Below are 14571 nucleotides of genomic sequence, written 5' to 3'. Positions count from 1 at the left end.
ACGTCGGAAGGAAAGTCATGGCCATGGATGCCATCTCCGTCATCCGCACCAAGCGGGACCGCGGAGAGCTGAGCGACGAGCAGATCGACTGGGTGATCGACGCCTACACCCGCGGCGAGGTCGCCGACGAGCAGATGTCGTCGCTCGCCATGGCGATCCTGCTCAACGGCATGAACCGCCGGGAGATCGCCCGCTGGACCGCCGCGATGATCGCCAGCGGTGAGCGCATGGACTTCTCCTCGCTCTCCCGCCCGACCGCGGACAAGCACTCCACCGGCGGCGTCGGCGACAAGATCACCCTCCCGCTGGCCCCGCTGGTCGCCGCCTGCGGCGCGGCCGTCCCGCAGCTCTCCGGCCGCGGTCTCGGCCACACCGGCGGCACCCTGGACAAGCTGGAGTCCATCCCCGGCTGGCGCGCGCTGCTGTCGAACGAGGAGATGCTGCACGTCCTGGACACCACCGGCGCCGTGATCTGCGCGGCGGGCGACGGCCTCGCCCCCGCCGACAAGAAGCTGTACGCCCTGCGCGACGTCACCGGCACCGTCGAGGCGATCCCGCTGATCGCCTCCTCGATCATGTCGAAGAAGATCGCCGAGGGCACCGGCTCGCTGGTCCTGGACGTCAAGGTCGGCACCGGCGCCTTCATGAAGACCATCGAGGACGCCCGCGAGCTGGCCTCGACGATGGTGGGCCTCGGCACCGACCACGGCGTGAAGACGGTCGCCCTGCTCACCGACATGTCCACCCCCCTCGGCCTCACCGCGGGCAACGCCCTTGAGGTCCGCGAGTCGGTGGAGGTCCTCGCGGGCGGCGGCCCCTCGGACGTCGTCGAACTGACCATCGCGCTCGCCCGCGAAATGCTGGACGCGGCAGGCCTGCCCGACGCCGACCCGGCCAAGGCCCTCGCCGACGGCTCCGCCATGGACGTCTGGCGCCGCATGATCGCCGCACAGGGCGGCGACCCGGACGCCGAACTGCCCGTCGCCCGCGAGCAGCACGTGGTCACCGCCCCCGCCTCCGGCGTCCTGACCCGCCTCGACGCCTACGACATCGGCGTCGGCGCCTGGCGCCTGGGCGCCGGCCGCGCCCGCAAGGAGGACCCGGTCCAGGCCGGCGCCGGCATCGAACTGCACGCCAAGCCCGGCGACACGGTCAAGGAGGGCCAGCCCCTGCTCACCCTCCACACCGACACCCCGGAACGCTTCGACTACGCCCTCCAGGCGGTCGCCAACGCCTACGACATCGCGGCCCCCGGCACCGGGTTCACGGCGTCGCCGGTGGTGCTGGAACGTATCGCCTGACCAGGGGTTTTCTCTTTCGGGTGAACGGGATCGGTGGACCGCCACCGGTCCCGTTGGGCATGCTGGGATCGGTGACGACCGAGAAGGAGACCGCCATGAGCGCACTCGCCGCCGAGCCCGGCGTCCCGCAGGGCACGGACTGGGACGAGATCGTCCGTGTCTGGGAGGAGACGGACGCTCCCGAGGGCAGCAAGGTGGAGATCATCGAAGGGATCGTCACCGTGTCGCCACCGCCGTCCGAAGAGCACAACGACACCGCTGAGTTGGTGCAGCGCCTCCTGTACAAAGCGATTCCGGACGACTGGGGCGTCTACCAGACGCTCGGCCTCGCCTGCCCGGAGACGGGCGGCCTGTTCATCCCCGACCTGTGTGTGGTGCCGAGGGCCGCCCTGCGGCGCGGCACGCGCGTGCCCGCGGGTGAAGCCGAACTCGTCGTCGAGATCACGTCCAAGAGCAACGCGAACCACGACCGCATCAAGAAGGCCCACGGCTACGCCGTCGCGGGAGTACCGCTCTACCTGCTGCTGGACCCCTGGCAGTCAGGGCGCCCCACGGCGACGCTCTACGGGGAACCGCGGAACGGAACGTACCGCGTGCTCGCCTCGGTGGAGTACGGCGAGAAGCTGGACCTGCCCGAGCCGTTCAAGCTGGTCCTCGACACCGGCATCTTCCCGCTGAGCTGAGCCCCTCTCGCCGGGGCAGGCCGGCCCCAGGTCACTGTGATCCTCGGCGGACCCGCGATGAGTTCCGTGCGCCCACGTGGTCTACCGGTCGTGGACGCCATGACACCCGTTGTACTCGTGCCGGCCGGCCCCGTCACCCAGGACACCCTGACGCGGCTGTGCGACGACGTGCGCGCGCTGCTGCAAAGGTCCGCCGCCGGCGTCGTGGTGTGCGATGTCGGAGGGCTCGGGCCGCCGGGCCTCGGCACCGTCGATCTGCTGGCCCGGCTCCAGCTCGCCGCGGTGCGCGCGGGCGGGCGGATACGGCTGCGTGATCCCGATCCGGCGCTGGGGGCGCTACTGGGCCTGGTCGGGCTCCGCTTCGAGGTTGAGGGGCAGGCCGAACAGCGGGAACCAGCGCTTGGTGTCGAGGAAGCAGTGGAACCCGGTGATCCGGCCTTGTGAGGTCTCCAGCACCTGCACGGCCCACGCGGTGTAGCCGCCGGTGTCCGGGTCCGGCTTGTAGTGGGCGAACCCGGGCAGGCCGTTGGCCTGGACGGGCAGCAGCCGGGAATTGGCGCAGGAGGCGCCGAGCGTGGTCATGAAGCCGGTGATGTCCGCCGGGCCGGTCAGCCACAGGTCGAACGGCGGCATCGTCATGATGGCGTCCTCGTGCAGCAGCGCCGTCAGCGCCGTCATGTCGTAGCCCTCGAAGGCGGCGACATAGCGGTCGAGCAGCTTCTGCTGCTCCTCGTCCAGCGGGTCCGACACGGCCGCCGCCTCGCCCGCCTGCCGCTGCTCGGAGAGCGTGGCGCGGGCGCGCTGGAGGGCGCTGTTCACCGAGGCCACCGAGGTGCCCAGCAGTTCGGCGACCTCGCTCGCCTTCCAGGCCAGCACCTCGCGCAGGATCAGCACCGCCCGCTGCTTGGGCGGCAGCTGCTGGAGCGCGGCCATGAAGGCGAGCCGCACGGACTCCTTGGCCACGGCGGCCTCCGCGGGGTCCTCCACCGTCGGCAGCACCCGGGCGTCCGGCATGGGCTCCAGCCAGGTGTGGTCGGGGCGGGGGGAGAGGGCGGCCTGGGCGAGCGGGGTGGACTCGGTCAGGTCCATCGGGCGGGCCCGCTTGTTGCCCGCGCTCAGCATGTCCAGGCACACATTGGTGGCGATGCGGTACAGCCAGGAGCGGACGCTGGAGCGGCCCTCGAACTTGTCGTAGCTGCGCCAGGCGCGGACCAGGGTGTCCTGCACCGCGTCCTCGGCCTCGAAGGAGGAGCCGAGCATGCGGTAGCAGTACCCGGTCAGCTCCACCCGGTGCCGCTCCAGTGTGGCGTCGAGATCCGTCGTGGTCGCCGTGTCGCTCATCGTCCACCCACCCCTGTGGCCGTCCCTGTGTCCCACGTCTCATCGCGTCGGACACTTCGGAAGCTACCGCAGCCCACTGACAATGGCGTGCCGAGTGGACGAAGGCGCAGGTGGGAGCGGGTGCCGAGCGGTGGCTCAGGCGGCCGTGGCCAGCGCGCGGCGCTGCAGCCGGGCCGCCCGGGTACCCAGCACCGTGATCGTCACGACGCCCAGCACCGCCAGCAGGCCCACGCCCACGGTGCCGGCCCAGCCGCCCGAGTGGAACGCCAGCGCGCCCACCGTGCTGCCCGCGCTGGAGCCGATGTAGTACGCCGACTGGTACAGCGCCGCCGCCTGCGCCCGGCCCCGCGTCGCGGTCTTGCCGACCGCCGAGGACGCCACCGCGTGGCCCGCGAAGAAACCGGCGGTGATCAGCACCAGCCCCAGCAACACCAGCGGCAGCGAGGGCGCCAGCGACAGCAGCAGCCCCGCCGCCGTCGTACCGCCCGCCGCGTACAGCGCGCCCCGGCGCCCGAGGCGGCCCACCAGGCGGCCCGCCGTCGAAGCGGAGACCGTGCCCACCAGGTAGACCAGGAAGATCGAGCCCACGATGCCCTGCGGCAGCCCGAACGGGGCCTCGGTCAGGCGGTAGCCGATCACCGTGTAGACACCGCCGAACACCGTCATGAACAGCGCGCCGATCGCGTACAGGCGGCGCAGCAGCGGGTCGGCGAGGTGGTCGCGGACCGTGTCGAGCAGCACCCGCGGCTTCAGCGAGCCCGCCGTGAAGTGCTGCGGCGCGGGCAGCAGCAGCCGGAAGGCCACCGCGCACGCCACGGCCAGCGCGCCGATCACGCCGACGGCGACCCGCCAGCCCCACTCCTGCGCGACCCAGCCGGTGATCACCCGGCCGCTCATGCCGCCCACGCTGTTGCCCGCCACGAACAGACCGATCGCGGTGACCAGCGCCTTCGGGCGGACCTCCTCGGCCAGGTACGCCGTCGCCGACGCGGGCAGTCCGGCCAGCGCCGCGCCCTGCACCGCCCGGAGCGCGACCAGCGCGGTCAGGTTCGGCGCGAAGGGGACCAGCATGCCGAGGGTGACCGCGACCGCGAGCGACGCGGTCATCACCGTACGGCGGCCGAACCGCTCCGACAGCGCGCTCATCGGGAGCACGAACAGTGCCAGACCACCGGTCGCCGCCGCCACCGTCCAGCTCGCCTCGCCCGCCGTCACCCCGAAGTCGCCGGAGATCAGCGGCAGCAGGGCCTGGGTGGAGTACAGCAGCGCGAAGGTCGCGACCCCGGCCAGGAACAGGGCGAAGCTCATCCGGCGGTAGCCGGGGCCACCCGGGGTCAGGCGGGAGTCGGCGGCGGAGGCGGCGGGAACGGTCGTGGTGGCGTCCACGGTGGTGGACGCCCCGGTACTGGCGGGAGTCATGCTTCGACCGTAGGGACGGCCGGGCTCATCCGTCCAATGCATGGAATCGCCATAATCGTTCCCATGGAGCATCAGCAGAGTTCACGGGCGCGGCTGTCACCGTCCAGTGACACAGAAGACATGGCGATGTTGCTGGCGCCGAGGCTCGCCTACTTCGCCGGGGTGGCCCGCACCGAGCACGTCACGCGCGCCGCGCGGGAGATGCAGGTACCCCAGTCGACCCTCTCGCGGGCCATGGTCCGCCTCGAACAGGACCTGGGCGTCGACCTGTTCGCCCGCCGCGGCCGTACGGTGTCGCTCACCCCGGCGGGCCGCACGTTCCTCACCTCCGTCGAACGTGCCCTCGCCGAGGTCGAGCGGGCCGCCGACGAGGTCCGCGCGGACGCCGACCCGGCCACCGGCAAGGTCGCCTTCGGCTTTCTGCACACCATGGGCTGGGAGACGGTCCCCGGCCTCATCAGCGCCTTCCGTGCCGACCACCCCCGGGTCCGCTTCAGCCTGGTCCAGAACTACGGCGAGGCGATGCTGGAGGGCCTGCGCGCGGGCGAGCTGGACCTGTGCCTGACCTCCCCGGTCCCGGACGCCCCCGACCTGGTCGCGCGCCGTCTGGACGAGCAGAAGCTGCGCCTGGTCGTCCCCGCCGACCACCGTCTCTCGGGCCGCCGCCGCATCCGCCTGGCCGAGGCCGCCGAGGAAACCTTCGTCACCCTGGAACCGGGCTACGGCCTGCGCCGCATCACCGACGCCCTGTGCCGCGAGGCGGGCTTCAAGCCCCGCGTCGCCTTCGAGGGCGAGGAGGCGGAAACCCTGCGCGGCCTGGTGGCGGCCGGCCTGGGCGTGGCCCTGCTGCCCCCACCCGCCGTACCCCGCCCCGGAGTTGTGGAACTGACGGTCACCGCCCCGCGCGCGGTCCGCGAGATCGGCGTCGCCTGGCTCGACGGCCACCCGGACACACCCCCGGTGGCCGCCTTCAAGAAGTTCCTGCTCTCGAAGCGGGGGAACCTGCTGCCGGGCTGAGCGCTCAGCGCCTGCGTCCGAACCCGGAGGCCAGCGGCATCCGCAGCCCCAGCGGCGGCGGCGCCGCGAAGGCGTCCTCCACGGGCCGGGAGAAGTGCCGTCCGAACAGCGCCCCCATCACGAAGTCCTCCGCCAACGCCAGTACCTCGTCGCGGTGTTGGTGCAGGCCGTGCCCGTCGGAGTGGACCTCGAAGCGGCAGACGTCCCGGTTGGACTTCTTGGCCCGGGCCGCCAGACGGAAGGACAACTCCGGGTCCGTGCGGCGGTCGTTGGTGCCGTGGACGATCAGCACACGGCGGCCCACGAGCTGCTTCACCGGTTCCGGCGGGACCGAGCGGTCCTCCTCCGGCAGCCAAGGGGCTATCGCCAGCACGGAGTTGACCGCCTCGTGGCCGCCCGCCCGGAGTGCGGCACGGCCGCCCATGTCGAACCCGGCGAGGCAGACCGGAACGTCGCCGTAGCGCCGTACCGCCTCCTGAACCGCCCAGTCCGCGTCCCGCGCCTGGTTCTCCTCGGAGCCGTTCCAGCCCCGCCACCGGTAGTGCACGAGGTGCGCGGCCAGCCCGTCCGCCTTCGCCGCGCGGGCCAGCCGGCGGCCCAGCGCGCGCACCGGCGCCGTTCCCAGCACCGTGGCCGGACGCCGCTGCGACGTCTCGTCACCTCCGGGCAGCAGCAGGACCACCCCACAGACCGTCGCCGGTTCCGTGCCGAACCCTCTCCCCAGCCGGGCCGTACGAACCGGCGTCGCTTGTTGCGCCATGACAGAACAGTGTCAGAAGCACGGGTGTACGCCACCTCTCCGGCTGGTCACCGTTCAATATCGGCGGAAACCGCCACCGGGCGATCTACGCGCGTAGGCGTTAGAGTGCGAAAATGACGAGCCAGACCATCGCGAACACCCCGACACCGGACCAGATCCGCCGGGCGCCCAAGGTTCTGCTGCACGACCACCTCGACGGCGGCCTGCGCCCCGGCACCGTCGTCGAACTCGCCCGCGACAGCGGCTACACCCAGCTCCCCGAGACCGACCCCGACAAGCTCGGCGTCTGGTTCCACGAGGCCGCCGACTCCGGCTCGCTGGAACGCTACCTGGAGACCTTCTCGCACACCGTCGGCGTGATGCAGACCCGCGACGCCCTGGTCCGCGTCGCCCGGGAGTGTGCCCAGGACCTCGCCGAGGACGGCGTCGTCTACGCCGAGGTCCGCTACGCCCCCGAACAGCACCTCGACGGCGGGCTCAGCCTCGAAGAGGTCGTCGAGGCCGTCAACGAGGGCTTCCGCGAGGGCGAACGGCTCGCCCGGGAAAGCGGCCACCGCATCCGCGTCGGCGCCCTGCTGACCGCCATGCGGCACGCCGCCCGCGCCCTGGAGATCGCCGAACTCGCCAACCGCTACCGCGATCTCGGCGTCGTCGGCTTCGACATCGCCGGCGCCGAGGCCGGCTACCCGCCCACCCGGCACCTGGACGCCTTCGAGTACCTCAAGCGCGAGAACAACCACTTCACCATCCACGCCGGTGAGGCGTTCGGCCTGCCGTCCATCTGGCAGGCCCTGCAGTGGTGCGGCGCCGACCGGCTCGGCCACGGGGTGCGCATCATCGACGACATCGAGGTCAAGGACGACGGCACCGTCCACCTCGGCCGGCTCGCCTCCTACGTCCGCGACAAGCGCATCCCCCTGGAGATGTGCCCCAGCTCCAACCTCCAGACCGGCGCCGCCGCCTCCTACGCCGAACACCCCATCGGCCTGCTGCGGCGGCTGCACTTCCGGGCCACGGTGAACACCGACAACCGGCTGATGTCCCACACCAGCATGAGCCGGGAATTCGAGCACCTTGTCGACGCATTCGGTTACACGCTCGACGACATGCAGTGGTTCTCCGTCAATGCGATGAAATCAGCGTTCATTCCTTTCGATGAACGACTCGCCATGATCAATGACGTGATCAAGCCCGGCTACGCCGAACTGAAATCCGAGTGGCTATTCCAGCAGACGGCCTCCACCAGCGGTTCTACCGCCGAAGAGGGCTGATCCGGGGATATCGGCGACGCGAAATGCGGGCGGGCGTTCACAATCCGTCCGCATTTCGATGTTTGCGGCGGGCGGCTCGGCATGTTTACGGTCTTGGACCGCTCACATCCCCGTCATCCCATTTCGAGGACGCATTCTATGAAGCAGTCTGCTGCCAAGACCCTCGGTGTCGCCGCCCTCGGTGCCGCCTTCGCCGCCGCCGGTGCCGGCGCCGCGAACGCCGCCCCGGCCGTGCCGGACGCCGGTGCGGCCCTGGACACGGTGACCCGCACGCTGCCCACGGAGAACGTCTCCAAGGCGCTGCCGGGTGCCGGTGAGGCGCTGGCCCAGGGACAGAGCGCGGTCGGCGCGGGCGTGGCCGCCGCACAGCCGGTCGCCCAGAAGGTGCTCGCCGACGGCCCCACCGCGCCGGCCGCGGCGCTCCTCGGCGGCCTCCCGGTCGGCAAGGTGCTGCCCGGCGGCGGCGCCGGCACGGGTGTGAACGGCCTGCCGCTCGGCTGACCCCCCACGCACACCGGTGGGGCGCACCCCTTGAACCCGGGGTGCGCCCCTTGGGCGTTTCCTCGACACGGTTACCAGGCGGTGCGGGCCGCCTTGCCCTCGGAGGGCAGGAAGATCCACAGCGCTATGTAGATCAGGAACTGCGGACCCGGCAGCAGACAGGACAGCAGGAACAGCACCCGCATCGTGGTCGCGGACGTCCCGAAGCGTCGCGCCAGCGCGGCGCACACTCCGCCGATCATGCGGCCGTGGGTGGGGCGGGCGAGACGGGACATTGTGGGCTCCTTCACGAGCGGTGGTCGCAGGCGGCCTCTTCCGGCTGCCTCATCTGACCTCCACGCTACGGAGACGAAGCGGGCAAAGCGTCGCTCTACGGTGCGATCCCGACCCTGGGAATCGTCGGGGTCCTACCCTGAGGAGCCTCCTCCTTCAGGGCCGACGTCCCGTGCTCCCGCTCGAACCTGCGGCGGAGCCAGTGGCGCGTCGCCGGTACCACCGCGGTGTGCGCGAGGGCCACGCCGAGCGTGTTCAGCATCAGCGAGTCGACGTCCACGACCTGGCCGGGCACCCCGGTCTGGAACAGTTCGATACCCAGGGAGATCAGCGCGCCCGCCGCGACGGTACGGATCAGTGAGCCCAGCGGGGACACGGTGATCCGGCCGTGCGCCGCGGGCAGCAGAACGCCCAGCGGCGCCAGCAGGGCGAGCCCCTCGGCGATCCGCCGTACACCCACCTGCCAGCCCAGGGCGAAGTCCGCCTCGATACCGGCGAACGGGCGCAGGTTGGGGGGCATCACCCAGGGCACGTCCAGGGGCCGCAGCGTGAACCAGGCGACGAACGCGAGGTAGGCGGCCAGGAGGCCGCCGACTGTCACACGGATGCGGGGATCGGCGTTGGCGTCGCCGATGGAGCCTTGACGCTGCACGCTGGGCTAGACGCGGGATCTGTTGCGGTTGGTTCCGGTGACCGCTGGGGGGTTGTGTTCCGGCCGGTGGCCGGTGGGGGGCTCAGGCGCCCTTCACACCGGACGACGGGGGCGTCTCGGTGCCCGGCCGGGCCCGTACCTCCTCCGTGCACTCGTACCGCCGCACCTCCTCGTCGTCCGGGCCGCCCAGGATGACCGAGCCGTCGCCCTCGGAGGTCGCCGAGTCGGAGAAGGTGCACACGATCTGGGCCAGGGCCACCGGGCCGAGGGCGTCGGGCGGGGTGCTCAGCCGGAGGGTGTCCTCGGGGTCGCCGGGGCGCGGACCCTTCACCGCGAGACTGCCGCGGACCTCGCTGGTGTAGCCCGCCTCCTGCTCCGGTCCCGTGGGATTGGCCCGCAGCTCGTCCAGGAGGCCCTGGGCGACCAGGACCCGCCGCTGGGAGTCGGGGGCGTTCTCCGGGACCCGTACCGTGCGGTCCACGGCCACCAGGGACGAGCGGCACAGGAGGAACACCTGGACGGGCACGCCCCGGGACGCCTGGGTGGTGATGTCCGCCCCGGCGTGGGTGCAGTGCACCCGGGACGGCGCCGGCCCGAAGTCGGTCGGCACCTCGGTGGCCCGGATGCCGCAGCCGGTGAGCAGCCCGGCGAGCAGCGGCAGCGCCAGCAGTCGGCGTACGTTCATCACGCCTCGCCCTTCTCGTCCTTGCCCTTGCCGTCGCCCTTGTTCTCCTCCGCGTCCCCGGTCAGCGAGGAGGCGTCGCGGGGCAGCCGGAGCGTGAACACCGCGCCGCCCTCCGGGGAGTTGGCGGCGGTGATCTCACCGCCGTGGATATGGGCGTTCTCCAGGGCGATGGACAGGCCCAGGCCGCTGCCCTCGGAGCGCGGGCGGGAGGCGCTGGCCTTGTAGAAGCGGTCGAAGACGTGCGGCAGGACGTCCTCGGGGATACCGGGCCCGTGGTCGCGTACCGCGATGACGAGTTCCTCGTCCTCCACGCGCACCGACACCCGCACCGGGGAGCCGCCGTGCTTGAGCGCGTTGCCGATGAGGTTGGCGAGGACGACGTCCAGGCGGCGCGGGTCGAGCCGGGCGTGGATGCCCCGCTCGGCGTCCAGATCGACGGCGTCCAGCCAGGCGCGGGCGTCGATGCAGGCGGTGATCTGGTCGGCGATGTCCACGTCGTCCAGGACCAGCCGGGCGGTGCCCGCGTCGAAGCGGGTGACCTCCATGAGGTTCTCGACCAGGTCGTTCAGCCGCCGGGTCTCGCTGACCACCAGCCGGACGGCGGGCTCGATCATCGGGTCCATGGACCCGGTCTCCGCCTCCAGCTCCTCCTCCAGCACCTCGGTGACGGCGGTGATGGCGGTGAGCGGGGTACGCAGCTCATGGCTCATGTCGGCGACGAACCGCCGGGACGCCTCGTCCCGCGCGGCCATGTCCGCGACCCGTTTCTCCAGCGCCTCGGCGGCGTTGTTGAACGTGCGCGAGAGGTCGGCCAGTTCATCGGTGCCGGAGACCCGCAGCCGGGTGTCCAGCTTGCCCTCGCCGAGCCGCCGGGCGGCGACACCGAGGCGGTGCACGGGCTTCAGTACGGTCGTCGCGGCGGCCTGCGCGAGCAGTGCCGAGCCGATCAGCGCCAGACCGGTGGCGATCCCCAGCGACCAGGCCAGCGAGTTGAGGTCCTTGGCCTCCGGCTCAAGGGACTTGAGCATGTACCCGGTCGGCCCGCCGCCGATCACCCGGGTCCCGGCCACGAGATAGGGCGTGTCGTCCTCGACCGTCCGCTGCCAGTACAGGTGGTAGGCGTACTTGTTGGAGGAGTTGACCTCCTGCTTCTCCGCCACCGCGTCCCGCAGCGACTTCGGCACGTCACCCAGGGTGAAGCCGCTCAGACCGCCCGAACTGCCCGAGACCGTACGGCCGTCGGGGTTCTCGGCGACCAGCAGCACACTGAAGCGCTGGCTGCCGCTGGCCATCTGGTCGGCGGCACGCTGCAGTTCGAACTGGGTGGGCCGCTCCGGCAGTACCCCGGCGCGGTTCTGCATCTCCTGCTGGAAGTCCCGCAGCACCGCGTCCTGGGCGCGGGTGAGCACCGCCTCGCGGTTGAGCCAGTACGCGATTCCGGACGCGGACACCGCGGCGGTGAGCGCCACCAGCCCGAAGACGACCACAAGCCGCAGCCGCAGGCTGGTGAAGCGCAGCCGTGACCAAACTCCCTTGCGCCCCGCGAACCAGCCGCGGAACCCCCCTTGCGCGTCTGTCACTGAGGCGCGTCCAGCCGGTAGCCGACACCACGGACCGTACGGATCAGGGTCGGGGAGGAGGGCACGTCCTCGACCTTGGCGCGCAGCCGCTGGACACAGGCGTCCACCAGCCGCGAGTCACCGAGGTAGTCGTGCTCCCACACCAGCCGCAGCAACTGCTGCCTCGACAGCGCCTGTCCGGGCCGCCGGCTCAGCTCCAGCAGCAGCCGCAGCTCGGTCGGCGTGAGCTGGAGGTCCTCGCCGTTCTTGGTGACCGTCATGGCGGCGCGGTCGATGACCAGGCTGCCGAAGGTCGCCGCGTCGTTGGACTCCCGTTCGCCGCGCCGCAGCACGGCACGGATCCGGGCGTCCAGCACCCGGCCCTGCACCGGCTTGACGACGTAGTCGTCGGCGCCGGACTCCAGTCCGACCACCACGTCGATGTCGTCGCTGCGCGCGGTGAGCAGGATGATCGGCAACTGGTCGGTGCGCCGGATACGACGGCACACCTCGAAGCCGTCGATGCCGGGCAGCATCACATCCAGCACGATCAGGTCCGGCCGCTGTTCGCGCAGCAGCTTCAGGCCGTCCTCACCGGTGGCAGCCGTGGCTACCCGGTGACCCTGGCGGGTGAGCGAAAGCTCCAGGGCCGTGCGGATGGCGTCGTCGTCCTCGATCAGCAACAGGGAAGGCACGGGGGTCATTCTGGCCCATGGGGGTCGGGGTTTCGACACCTGGACAGGTACATCACCCCACGGCTGCGCTGCGTGACCGAGCGGTACGTCATGCGCGACCGGGCGGGACGTCATGGTGCGACCGCGTGGGACGCCCTGCGCGACGAGGGTGCGTCATGCGCGACCGACCCCTGTGACAGGTCTGTGACAGTCGGCGGACACGGCGATGAAGGTGCGGGGGCAAGCTTTTCGGCACAGGCAAGGAAGCAAGCCGAACACCGGAAGTCCACGACGGGGGGCGCGAGATGAACACGCTGCACAGTGCAAGCTCCAGCGCAGTTGTCACGCGTCTGCACGACGTGAACGGGGGCCGGGGCTCGGAGAAGTCCGGTGCTGTGAGCGGGCGGGGGTGCGCTCGCGGCGCCGGACGTCAGCACACCGCGTACATGACGGTGGTTGACGGTTTCACGGGGGAAGCACACGGGGGAAGCGCGTACAGGGAGGACTCGGGGGAGCGTCGTTCGCTGTCGGAGGCGGAGTTCACCGCCTACGTCCAGGAGCGCCGCGCCTCCCTGTACGCCACCGCCTACCACCTCACCGGTGACCGGTTCGAGGCCGAGGACCTGCTGCAGAGCGCGCTGTTCTCGACGTACAAGGCCTGGGACCGCATCAGTGACAAGGCGGCCGTCGGCGGATACCTCCGCCGCACCATGACCAACCTGCACATCAGCGCGTGGCGCCGCCGCAAGCTGAACGAGTACCCGACCGAGGAGCTGCCGGAGACGCCCGGCGACACGGACGCGATGCGTGGCACCGAGCTGCGCGCGGTCCTGTGGCAGGCGCTGGCCCGGCTGCCCGAACTCCAGCGGACGATGCTGGTCCTGCGCTACTACGAGGGCCGTACCGACCCGGAGATCGCGGACATCCTCGACATCAGTGTCGGCACGGTGAAGTCGAGCATCTGGCGGTCGCTCCGTCGGCTGCGCGAGGACGAGGTCCTCAGCTTCGGCCGTGACGAGGAGGACGCCTTCGGCGAACTGGTCGCCTGAAGGTTCGGGGGGAAGCACAACACGGGGGAGCAGTAACCGGGGGGATGCTCACGGGGGGACCTTGGGGGGGACTCACGGGGGAGAGCACCACGGGGGAATACGGGGGAGCACCAAAGGGAGCGGGACTGGAGGGCCGGGGGGTCCGTCCAGTCCCGTTTCTTTTGTGCGCCCGGACGCCTACGCGGGCGTCGTCGTCCGTACGGCGCGACCGGCTGCGGCGTCGGCCAGCCGGGCCAGCGCCTCGTCGCGGTCGCAGGCGTGGGCGCCCAGCGCCGTCTGACGGGCCACGATCGACCGCTCGGCCCGCATCAGCCGCCAGCCGCGGCGCACCAGGAACGGAACCGACTTGCGGCCCTCCTTCAGGTCGCGGAGGAAGCGGCGGCGGAACGTGGTCACCGGGCCGCGGCTCAGGCACAGCGCGTCCGCCAGCAGGCCCAGTTCCCGGCAGCGGGTGACGATCTCCGCCGCGAAGATGCCCTCGGCGATGAACAGCGGGGTGCTCCCGATGTCCACGGGCGCCTCGCCGGTACGGGCGCTCAGGGAGATGTCGTAGACCGGGACCGTCGTACGGCCCGTGCGGCACAGCGCCTCGATGGCGGCGACGGCCTTGTCCGCGTCCCAGGACTCGGGGTGGTCCCAGTCGATGTCGGAACTCCCGAGGACCAGGGGCAGCGTCGGGTCGTCGCCCTCCTTGTAGAAGTCGTCGAGCCGCAGCACCGGAAGGCCGGAGCGGGCCGCGATGAGGGACTTGCCGGAGCCGGAGGGGCCGCAGAGCAGCACGACTCGGGCGGGGAAGGGCGGATGGGAGCTCACGGAACACCAATATGACGTACATACCTGCTGTTCCTCGACTCCGCGGGTCGGCTTTGATGCCTGCGTCACACCTCAACTACCCTTCGTGTCGACCTGATTACCCGCTGCGTCAGAAGGTGGCAGAACCGATGGCCGGACATGCGTCCTCCCCCCACCCCACCGCCCGGCGAGCCCTGGCCGTCCTCACGACCGCCGGTGCCGCCCTGGGCGTCGCCGCGCCGCTGGCCGCCGCGGCGGACGCCGGCCCGGTCATGGACCAGGTGGTCCGCACCCGGCCCACCAACCTCGGCCAGATCGACCCGCAGGCGGGCCTGACGGCCCTCACCGGCACCGTCGGCTACGTCACCGGCCCGGTCGCGGGCCTGAAGCCCAACCCGCTGGCCGGTACGGGCGTCGACCCCCTCGACAACGGCGTGGGCACCCAGCTCGCCGACTTCCAGCCGCTGACCTCCCGGATGCTCACCGCGCCGGTCGCCCAGGCGCAGTCGATCGGAAACATCCCGGTCCTCGGCCAGGCCACCGACCTGCTCGGCGGCTGACCGGCCGATCGGGCACAGGATCGGGCACAGCATC

17 protein-coding genes are annotated in these 14571 nt (G+C 71.5%); 8 read left to right on the top strand and 9 right to left on the bottom strand.

The genetic code is table 11. The features are described 5' to 3' along the window. The first annotated feature begins 17 nt into the window (after positions 1 to 17). From GA0115233_RS28025 to GA0115233_RS28015, 3 genes are all read left to right on the top strand, one after another. Positions 18 to 1301 carry a thymidine phosphorylase gene (locus tag GA0115233_RS28025; RefSeq protein WP_093723096.1) on the top strand — a complete coding sequence of 428 codons (1284 nt, stop codon included), beginning with the start codon at positions 18 to 20 and terminating at the stop codon, positions 1299 to 1301. A 95-nt stretch (positions 1302 to 1396) separates the two neighbouring features. Then, on the top strand, positions 1397 to 1984 hold the full coding sequence (locus GA0115233_RS28020; protein ID WP_093723111.1) for a Uma2 family endonuclease: 588 nt from the start codon (positions 1397 to 1399) through the stop codon (positions 1982 to 1984). Between the two features lie 57 nt (positions 1985 to 2041). Continuing rightward, positions 2042 to 2428 carry an STAS domain-containing protein gene (locus GA0115233_RS28015; RefSeq protein ID WP_093723110.1) on the top strand — a complete coding sequence of 129 codons (387 nt, stop codon included), beginning with the start codon at positions 2042 to 2044 and terminating at the stop codon, positions 2426 to 2428. Here GA0115233_RS28015 and GA0115233_RS28010 read toward each other — a convergent pair. Together GA0115233_RS28010 and GA0115233_RS28005 are read right to left on the bottom strand one after the other, a co-directional pair. Further along, positions 2321 to 3325 carry a sigma-70 family RNA polymerase sigma factor gene (locus GA0115233_RS28010; RefSeq protein ID WP_093723095.1) on the bottom strand — a complete coding sequence of 335 codons (1005 nt, stop codon included), beginning with the start codon at positions 3323 to 3325 and terminating at the stop codon, positions 2321 to 2323. The two genes, GA0115233_RS28015 and GA0115233_RS28010, sit on opposite strands and share 108 nt — an antisense overlap. A 135-nt stretch (positions 3326 to 3460) precedes the next feature. Beyond that, a complete protein-coding gene (locus GA0115233_RS28005; protein ID WP_093723094.1) occupies positions 3461 to 4744 on the bottom strand; it encodes an MFS transporter in 1284 nt (427 codons plus the stop codon). Between the two features lie 63 nt (positions 4745 to 4807). Between GA0115233_RS28005 and GA0115233_RS28000 the strand changes: the two genes are divergently transcribed. Beyond that, on the top strand, positions 4808 to 5761 hold the full coding sequence (locus GA0115233_RS28000) for a LysR family transcriptional regulator (protein WP_093723093.1): 954 nt from the start codon (positions 4808 to 4810) through the stop codon (positions 5759 to 5761). A gap of 4 nt (positions 5762 to 5765) precedes the next feature. Here GA0115233_RS28000 and GA0115233_RS27995 read toward each other — a convergent pair whose 3' ends face one another. Continuing rightward, a complete protein-coding gene (locus GA0115233_RS27995; protein WP_093723092.1) occupies positions 5766 to 6521 on the bottom strand; it encodes an alpha/beta hydrolase in 756 nt (251 codons plus the stop codon). A 113-nt stretch (positions 6522 to 6634) separates the two neighbouring features. Here GA0115233_RS27995 and GA0115233_RS27990 point away from each other — a divergent pair, with 113 nt between their 5' ends. Both GA0115233_RS27990 and GA0115233_RS27985 read left to right on the top strand, forming a co-directional pair. Then, a complete protein-coding gene (locus GA0115233_RS27990; RefSeq protein WP_093723091.1) occupies positions 6635 to 7792 on the top strand; it encodes an adenosine deaminase in 1158 nt (385 codons plus the stop codon). 138 nt (positions 7793 to 7930) lie between these two features. Then, positions 7931 to 8293, top strand: a complete 363-nt coding sequence (locus GA0115233_RS27985) for an ATP-binding protein (protein ID WP_093723090.1) — start codon at positions 7931 to 7933, stop codon at positions 8291 to 8293. Between the two features lie 71 nt (positions 8294 to 8364). Here the strand turns inward: GA0115233_RS27985 and GA0115233_RS27980 are convergent, their stop codons facing one another. From GA0115233_RS27980 to afsQ1, 5 genes are all read right to left on the bottom strand, one after another. Further along, positions 8365 to 8568: a PspC domain-containing protein gene (locus GA0115233_RS27980; protein WP_093723089.1), complete on the bottom strand. Its 204-nt coding sequence runs from the start codon at positions 8566 to 8568 to the stop codon at positions 8365 to 8367. A 95-nt stretch (positions 8569 to 8663) separates the two neighbouring features. Next, entirely contained in the window at positions 8664 to 9218 is a 555-nt protein-coding gene (locus GA0115233_RS27975) for a VanZ family protein (RefSeq protein ID WP_093723088.1), read from the bottom strand. Positions 9219 to 9300: 82 nt separating this feature from the next. Then, entirely contained in the window at positions 9301 to 9903 is a 603-nt protein-coding gene (locus tag GA0115233_RS27970; RefSeq protein ID WP_093723087.1) for a hypothetical protein, read from the bottom strand. Beyond that, positions 9903 to 11483, bottom strand: a complete 1581-nt coding sequence (locus GA0115233_RS27965; protein ID WP_093723086.1) for a sensor histidine kinase — start codon at positions 11481 to 11483, stop codon at positions 9903 to 9905. Before GA0115233_RS27965 ends, GA0115233_RS27970 begins: the two co-directional genes overlap by 1 nt. Further along, positions 11480 to 12157: a two-component system response regulator AfsQ1 gene (gene afsQ1, locus GA0115233_RS27960; protein ID WP_037886857.1), complete on the bottom strand. Its 678-nt coding sequence runs from the start codon at positions 12155 to 12157 to the stop codon at positions 11480 to 11482. The genes GA0115233_RS27965 and afsQ1 overlap by 4 nt, the downstream gene beginning before the upstream one ends. A 284-nt stretch (positions 12158 to 12441) precedes the next feature. On the opposite strand from afsQ1, the gene GA0115233_RS27955 reads away from it, so the two are divergent. Then, positions 12442 to 13185 carry a SigE family RNA polymerase sigma factor gene (locus tag GA0115233_RS27955; RefSeq protein ID WP_093723085.1) on the top strand — a complete coding sequence of 248 codons (744 nt, stop codon included), beginning with the start codon at positions 12442 to 12444 and terminating at the stop codon, positions 13183 to 13185. A 177-nt stretch (positions 13186 to 13362) separates the two neighbouring features. Here GA0115233_RS27955 and GA0115233_RS27950 read toward each other — a convergent pair whose 3' ends face one another. Beyond that, complete coding sequence (locus tag GA0115233_RS27950; protein WP_093723084.1) at positions 13363 to 14067, bottom strand: uridine kinase family protein; 705 nt, start codon at positions 14065 to 14067, stop codon at positions 13363 to 13365. Between the two features lie 59 nt (positions 14068 to 14126). On the opposite strand from GA0115233_RS27950, the gene GA0115233_RS27945 reads away from it, so the two are divergent. Next, positions 14127 to 14537 carry a hypothetical protein gene (locus GA0115233_RS27945; RefSeq protein WP_093723083.1) on the top strand — a complete coding sequence of 137 codons (411 nt, stop codon included), beginning with the start codon at positions 14127 to 14129 and terminating at the stop codon, positions 14535 to 14537. Positions 14538 to 14571 lie beyond the last annotated feature (34 nt).

Origin of the sequence: Streptomyces sp. DI166 (genome assembly GCF_900091315.1) — a bacterium.
Taxonomy (GTDB): Bacteria; Actinomycetota; Actinomycetes; order Streptomycetales; family Streptomycetaceae; genus Streptomyces; species Streptomyces fuscus.
Note: the sequence above shows the minus strand (reverse complement) of the source record. Positions and strands in the feature narration are given on the sequence as shown.

What these genes read in the sequence shown, in the direction of transcription:
- GA0115233_RS28025 (WP_093723096.1), top strand. Translation starts at nt 18, where the DNA reads ATGGCCATGGATGCCATCTCCGTCATCCGCACCAAGCGGGACCGCGGA.
- GA0115233_RS28020 (WP_093723111.1), top strand. Translation starts at nt 1,397, where the DNA reads ATGAGCGCACTCGCCGCCGAGCCCGGCGTCCCGCAGGGCACGGACTGG.
- GA0115233_RS28015 (WP_093723110.1), top strand. Translation starts at nt 2,042, where the DNA reads ATGAGTTCCGTGCGCCCACGTGGTCTACCGGTCGTGGACGCCATGACA.
- GA0115233_RS28010 (WP_093723095.1), bottom strand. Translation starts at nt 3,325, where the DNA reads ATGAGCGACACGGCGACCACGACGGATCTCGACGCCACACTGGAGCGG.
- GA0115233_RS28005 (WP_093723094.1), bottom strand. Translation starts at nt 4,744, where the DNA reads ATGACTCCCGCCAGTACCGGGGCGTCCACCACCGTGGACGCCACCACG.
- GA0115233_RS28000 (WP_093723093.1), top strand. Translation starts at nt 4,808, where the DNA reads ATGGAGCATCAGCAGAGTTCACGGGCGCGGCTGTCACCGTCCAGTGAC.
- GA0115233_RS27995 (WP_093723092.1), bottom strand. Translation starts at nt 6,521, where the DNA reads ATGGCGCAACAAGCGACGCCGGTTCGTACGGCCCGGCTGGGGAGAGGG.
- GA0115233_RS27990 (WP_093723091.1), top strand. Translation starts at nt 6,635, where the DNA reads ATGACGAGCCAGACCATCGCGAACACCCCGACACCGGACCAGATCCGC.
- GA0115233_RS27985 (WP_093723090.1), top strand. Translation starts at nt 7,931, where the DNA reads ATGAAGCAGTCTGCTGCCAAGACCCTCGGTGTCGCCGCCCTCGGTGCC.
- GA0115233_RS27980 (WP_093723089.1), bottom strand. Translation starts at nt 8,568, where the DNA reads ATGTCCCGTCTCGCCCGCCCCACCCACGGCCGCATGATCGGCGGAGTG.
- GA0115233_RS27970 (WP_093723087.1), bottom strand. Translation starts at nt 9,903, where the DNA reads ATGAACGTACGCCGACTGCTGGCGCTGCCGCTGCTCGCCGGGCTGCTC.
- GA0115233_RS27955 (WP_093723085.1), top strand. Translation starts at nt 12,442, where the DNA reads ATGAACACGCTGCACAGTGCAAGCTCCAGCGCAGTTGTCACGCGTCTG.
- GA0115233_RS27945 (WP_093723083.1), top strand. Translation starts at nt 14,127, where the DNA reads ATGGCCGGACATGCGTCCTCCCCCCACCCCACCGCCCGGCGAGCCCTG.